5 protein-coding genes are annotated in these 5,713 nt (G+C 74.6%); all 5 read left to right on the forward strand.

Translation table 11 applies throughout. The features are described 5' to 3' along the window. The coding region (locus G3I53_RS06820) for an alpha/beta fold hydrolase (RefSeq protein WP_164438121.1) at positions 1-3,047 on the forward strand (3,047 nt) is incomplete at its 5' end. 104 nt (positions 3,048-3,151) lie between these two features. After that, positions 3,152-3,361 (forward strand): MbtH family protein, encoded by a 210-nt coding sequence (locus tag G3I53_RS06825; protein WP_164334575.1) that lies wholly within the window; start codon positions 3,152-3,154, stop codon positions 3,359-3,361. Positions 3,362-3,395: 34 nt separating this feature from the next. Further along, entirely contained in the window at positions 3,396-3,653 is a 258-nt protein-coding gene (locus tag G3I53_RS06830) for an acyl carrier protein (RefSeq protein WP_164334574.1), read from the forward strand. Then, positions 3,650-4,918 carry a beta-ketoacyl-[acyl-carrier-protein] synthase family protein gene (locus G3I53_RS06835; protein ID WP_164438122.1) on the forward strand — a complete coding sequence of 423 codons (1,269 nt, stop codon included), beginning with the start codon at positions 3,650-3,652 and terminating at the stop codon, positions 4,916-4,918. Before G3I53_RS06830 ends, G3I53_RS06835 begins: the two co-directional genes overlap by 4 nt. Continuing rightward, the coding region (locus tag G3I53_RS06840) for a beta-ketoacyl synthase N-terminal-like domain-containing protein (RefSeq protein WP_164438123.1) at positions 4,915-5,713 on the forward strand (799 nt) is incomplete at its 3' end. The genes G3I53_RS06835 and G3I53_RS06840, both read left to right, overlap by 4 nt.

Consider the following 5,713-nt stretch of genomic DNA (forward strand, 5'->3'; position numbering starts at 1 on the left):
ACGGGCCGACGGAGTGCTCCGACGACGTCACCCACGCCGTCATCACCCCGACCACCACCCTCGACACCCGCGCCCCCATCGGCCACCCCGTCCGCAACACCCGCCTCTACATCCTCGACCACCACCTCCAACCCGTACCCCCCGGCACACCCGGCGAGCTCTACGTCGCCGGCACCGGCGTCGGACACGGCTACCTCAACGACCCCGCCAAAACCGCCACCACCTTCACCGCCGACCCCCACAACCCCCACCCCGGCGCCCGCATGTACCGCACCGGCGACCGCGTCCGCCAACGCCCCGACGGCCAACTCGAATTCCTCGAACGCACCGACCACCAGATCAAAATCCGCGGCCACCGCATCGAACTCGGCGAAATCGAAACCGCCCTCCGCCGCCTCCCCGGCATCACCGACGCCGCCACCACCGTCCACCACGGACAACTCGTCGGATATCTGATCGGGACCACCGAGGACGCGAAGACCGCTCTCGCGGCCACGCTGCCGGGCTACATGGTCCCCAGCACCTTCGTCACCCTCCCCGCCCTCCCCCTCACCCCCAACGGCAAGATCGACCGCAAGGCCCTGCCCGCACCCGACCCCACGGCCCACCCGACGGGTCCGGCGCGGGAGCCCCGTACGGACACCGAGCGCGCCCTCGGCGCGGTCTTCGCGGGCGTGCTCGGGCTGCCGTCCGTCTCGATCGACGACAGCTTCTTCGACCTCGGCGGCGACAGCATCCGCTCCATCGAGGTGGTCGCCGGGGCCCGGCGGGCCGGGCTGCGGGTCACCGCCGCCGACGTGTTCACCCACAAGACGGTGGCCGCGCTGGCCGCCGCCGTCGGTGACGCCGAGCCCGCCGAGATCGCCGGCACCGACGACGGCGTGGGCGAGCTGGCACCCCTCCCGGTGATGCTGCGGCTCCTGGAGGAGGGCGGGCCGGTCGACGGGTTCAACCAGTCCGTGGTCCTCACCACCCCCGCCGCTCTGGACCTGCCACGGCTCACCGGGGCGCTCCAGCGGGTCGTCGACCACCACGACGCCCTGCGGCTGCGCCTGACGGGCCGGGGTCCCGACGACTGGCGGCTGGTGGTCGGCGCGCCGGGCACGGTGCGGGTGGCGCCGCTGGTGACCCGCATCGACGCGGGCCACCGCGCGTTCGCGGACGAGGCCCTGCTGCGGCGGGCGGTGGCCGCCCAGGCGGAGGCCGCGCGCGACCGGCTGGCCCCGCGCGAGGGGATCACGCTGCAGGCCGTGTGGATCGACCGCGGGCCGGACCGTCCCGGCCGGCTGATCCTGATGCTGCACCACCTCGTCGTGGACGGCGTCTCGTGGCGCGTGCTGCTGCCCGACCTGCTCACCGCCTACGAGCGGCCCGACGCGGCCCTGGACCCGGTCGGCACCTCCCTGCGCCACTGGTCCGGTCTGCTCCGGGAGCAGGCGGCGTCGCGCACCGGGGAACTCCCGTACTGGGAGACCCTGCTGTCGCACCGGGAACGCCCGGTCGGCGCGCGGGCGCTGGACCCGGACCGGGACACCTACGCCACCGCCCGGACCCTGCGCCTGACCCTGCCGGCCGAGCACACCCGTCCGCTCCTGGAGCACGGCCCCGTGGCCTTCCAGGCGGAGATCAACGACGTGCTGCTCGCCGGGCTCGGCCTGGCCGTGGCCGACTGGCGCGGCCGGAGCCTGCTCGTGGAGGTCGAGACGCACGGGCGGGAGCAGCTGCACGCGGGCGTCGACCTCTCCCGTACCGTCGGCTGGTTCACCGGCACCCATCCGGTGCTGCTGCGGGCCGCCGCGCTCGGTGCCGAGCAGGCGGTCAAGGAGATGCGGGAGCAGCTCGCCGCGCTCCCCGACCACGGGCTCGGCCACGGCATCCTGCGCCACCTCGGCGACGGGTCCGCCCGGCTGCCCGCAGTGAACCCGCAGCTCGGCTTCAACTACCTGGGCCGTTTCGCCGCCGTGGAATCCTACGACGGCGGCTGGGCGGCGGCGCCCGAGGCGCGGGAGGCGTTCGCGGCGACGTCCGGCGGCATGCCACTGGGCCACACCGTCGAGGTGGACGCCCTGGTCGAGGACGGCCCCGACGGGCCGGTCCTGGTCGCCACCTGGACGTGGGCCGGCCGGCTGCTGGAGTCCGAGGACGCCGAGGCGCTGGCCGAGGGCTGGTTCCGGGCGCTGCGCACCCTGGCCGAGCGGGCGGGCGAACTCGCCGCGGCCCGGGCCCCGGTGGCCGGCGGGCGGCGGCCGGCGCTGCTCCTCGAGGCGTTCGAGGAGGTGCTGCCGATCCGGCCCGACGGCAGCCGCGAGCCGCTGTTCTTCCTGCACGGCGGGGTGGGGCTGAGCTGGCCGTACCTCGGGCTGGCCGAGCACCTGTCCGAGGACTTCCCGGTCTACGGTTTCCAGGCGTCCGGGATCGTCACGGAAGCGCCGCTCGCGGCGTCGATCGCGGACATGGCCGAGGACTACGTCCGCCGGATCCTGCAGATCCAGCCCGAGGGTCCCTACCACCTCGTCGGCTGGTCCTTCGGCGGGCTCCTCGCCCACGCGGCGGCCACCCGACTGGAAGGGCTCGGGCACCGTGTGGCGCTGCTGGCGAACCTCGACAGCTACCCCGTTCCGGAGCCGGACGGCATCCCGGACGACCGGGCCCTCCTCGCCAAGATCCTGGAGTACTGCGGGTACGACGCGGCGGCGTTCGCCGGCGGGGAGCCCACGCTCTCCGAGGTGCTGGAGCTGTTCCGGCGGGACGCCAACCCGCTGGCCGGCCTCGACGAGGCGCAGCTGGCCCGGCTGCTGCGCATCGTGCGCCATCACGCGGTCCTCAGCGCCGAGTTCGTGCCGGACCGCTTCGGCGGGGACGTGCTCTTCCTGTCGGCCGAGGAGGGCGTCGACGAGGACTCCCCGACGGTGGCGGTGTGGGAGCCGTACATCGGCGGACGCGTCACGCACCACGGCATCGCCTCGGACCACGACGGAATGATGCGGCCCGAACCGCAGCGGGAGATCGGCCGGATCCTCGCCGCACACCTCGAACGACTGCGGTGACATCGCTCAACCACCGCGGAGACATCCGAAATCGGCTTCCGGAAAGGACCCCGGACGGCTTCGGCCCCGGCATTCCGGACCTGTTCCCCGAGGAAGGGACATCCATGAAGAACAACCCGTTCGACGACGACAACGGCACCTTCCTGGTGCTGGTCAACGACGAGGGGCAGCACTGCATCTGGCCCGAGTTCGCCGCCGTCCCGGCCGGCTGGACCACCGTCCTGCCCGCCGGCCCCCGCGACGCCGCGCTCGAGCACATCGAGCGCACCTGGACCGACATGCGTCCCCAGTCCCTCATCCGCAACGCCGCCTGAGCACCAGGCCATCCAGATCCGAGAGGCAGCTGCCATGACTGTGAACACGTCCGTGGACGTCACGGCCGTCCGGGCCATCATCGTCGACATCCTGGAGCTCGAGGACGACGAGCTGACGGGCACCAGCCTGTTCATCGAGGACCACGGCGCGGACTCGCTGGGCGCCATCGAGATCCTCTCCCGCATCGAGAAGGAACTCGGCGTCGTCATCCCGCAGGACGCGCTGGTCAAGCTGGTCAACCTGGACGCCGTCCTCGCCGTCCTGGCCACGGCGGAACGGCGCCGGCCGTGACCGCCGCCCCGACGACGGCCGGCCCCGCCGGGGGGCCGCGCCGCGTCGTCCTCACCGGCTGCGGCGCCCTGTCCAGCATCGGCAACGGGGTCGCCGAGTTCACCGCGGGCCTGCGGGCCGGCCGGGTCGGCACCGGCGACATCACCGTCTTCGACACGGCCGGCTTCCCCAGCCGGCGCGGCCACCAGGTGCACGGCTTCGACGCCGCCGCCCTGCTGCACCGCGTGGATCCTGAACGGACGGGCCGGGCCACGCAGTTCGCGGCCGCCGCGGCCCGCATGGCGGTCGACGACGCGGGACTCGATGAGGAGTGGCTGCTCGCCCGGCGCGGCACCGTCGTCGTCGGCACCACCGACGGGGAGGTCGGCGAGCTCGACCTGCTGACCGAGTCGGCGCTCGCCCTCGGGCTCACCGCCTTCACCGGCGCGAGCCTGGGCCGGACCGCCACCGGCAGCCTCGCGCTCGGCGTGGTCCGCGAGCTCGGCCTGTCCGACGTGGAGACCTCCACGGTCGCCACCGCCTGCGCTGCCGGCAACTACGCGATCGGCGCCGGGTTCGACGCCCTGCGCGGCGGCCGCGCCGAATGGGCCCTCGTCGGCGGGGCGGACGCGCTGAACCGGAAGACCTTCGCGGGCTTCTCCCGGCTCGGCCTCGTCGCCCCCGACGAGTGCCGTCCGTTCGACACCGACCGGGCGGGCCTGCTCACCGGCGAGGGCGCGGGCGTGCTGCTGCTGGAGACCGAGGAGTCCGCGCTGGCCCGTGGCGCGCGGATCTACGCGGAGGTCCTCGGCTACGGCATCAACTGCGACGCCGCGCACCCCACCGCGCCCGAACGGGACAGCGTGGCCCGCTGCATCCGGCTCGCCCTGGACAACGCGTCCGTGAAGCCGGAGGAGGTCGATCTGGTCTCCGCGCACGGCACCGGCACCCCGACCAACGACGCCACCGAGGTCGCGGCGATCCGGCAGGTCTACGGGGACCGGCCGCCGCGCACCATCGGCGTCAAGTCGATGATCGGGCACACCATGGGGGCCGCCAGCGCCCTGGGCGCCATCGCCTCCGCGCTCGCCGTCCGGCACGGCTTCGTGCCGCCCACGGCCAACCACCGCACCACCGACCCGGACTGTCCCGTCGACGTGGTGCCGAACACTGCCGTCGACGCCGACGTGCGGATCGTGCAGAACAACGGCCTCGCGTTCGGCGGCAACAACGCCGTCGTCCTGCTCGGCCGCCACGAGAGCCCCCGAGGGGAGTCCGTCCGATGAGTACCGCGGTCATCACCGCATGGTCGGCCGTGTCGCCGTACGGCACGGGCCGCGACCCGCTCGCCGCGGGGCTGCGCGCCCGTGCCGGGGCGCCCGCGTCCGCCGGGCCCGAGGAGTGGACCGCGGACCCGGACGCGACGGCCCGTGTCGTGCCCGGATTCGAGGTCCGCGAGGCGCTGGGGAAGGCCGGCACGCGCGGCATGGACCGGCTGACCGGCCTCACCGCGGTCACCGTCCGGGAGCTGCTGTCCGGCACCGCCCCGGCCGGCGCCGACGGCACGTCCGGCCGGGACGGTTCGCCCGGTCCGGACGGCGACCTCGGCACCGGTCTCGTGCTGGGCATCGCGTCCGGCAGCGTCCAGGGCTTCATGGAGTTCACCAAGGCGTCCCTCGAAGGCGCCAGCCCCATCGACGTGCCGCCGTCGAAGACGCCCAACATGGCGATGAACCGGGCCGCTTCGGCCAGCGCGATCCGCCACCGCCTGAAGGGGCCCAACACCACCGTGGCGGCCGGCCGGCTCTCCGGTCTGGTCGCCCTGGACCAGGCGCGCAGGCTCCTCGCCGACGGGCGCGCGCAGCGGGTGCTGACCGGGTCGGCCGAGGAGTACTCGGCGGCCCGCGCCCACCTCACGCACGCCGCGCACGGCGCCGGTGTGGTGCTGGGCGAGGGCTGCGTCATGGTCCTGCTGGAGCCCGGGGACGCGGCGGCCGGCGAGCCGCTGGCCGAGGTGCTGGCGGTCCACCACCGGGTGGCGCCGGACGGCGACTTCGCCGGGGCGCTCACGGCGGCGGTGC

It is taken from the genome of Streptomyces sp. SID14436, from assembly GCF_010548465.1.
GTDB lineage: Bacteria > Actinomycetota > Actinomycetes > Streptomycetales > Streptomycetaceae > Streptomyces.

Excerpts from the sequence above, each read along its gene's own strand:
- G3I53_RS06830 (WP_164334574.1), top strand. The coding sequence starts at position 3,396 with ATGACTGTGAACACGTCCGTGGACGTCACGGCCGTCCGGGCCATCATC.
- G3I53_RS06825 (WP_164334575.1), top strand. The coding sequence starts at position 3,152 with ATGAAGAACAACCCGTTCGACGACGACAACGGCACCTTCCTGGTGCTG.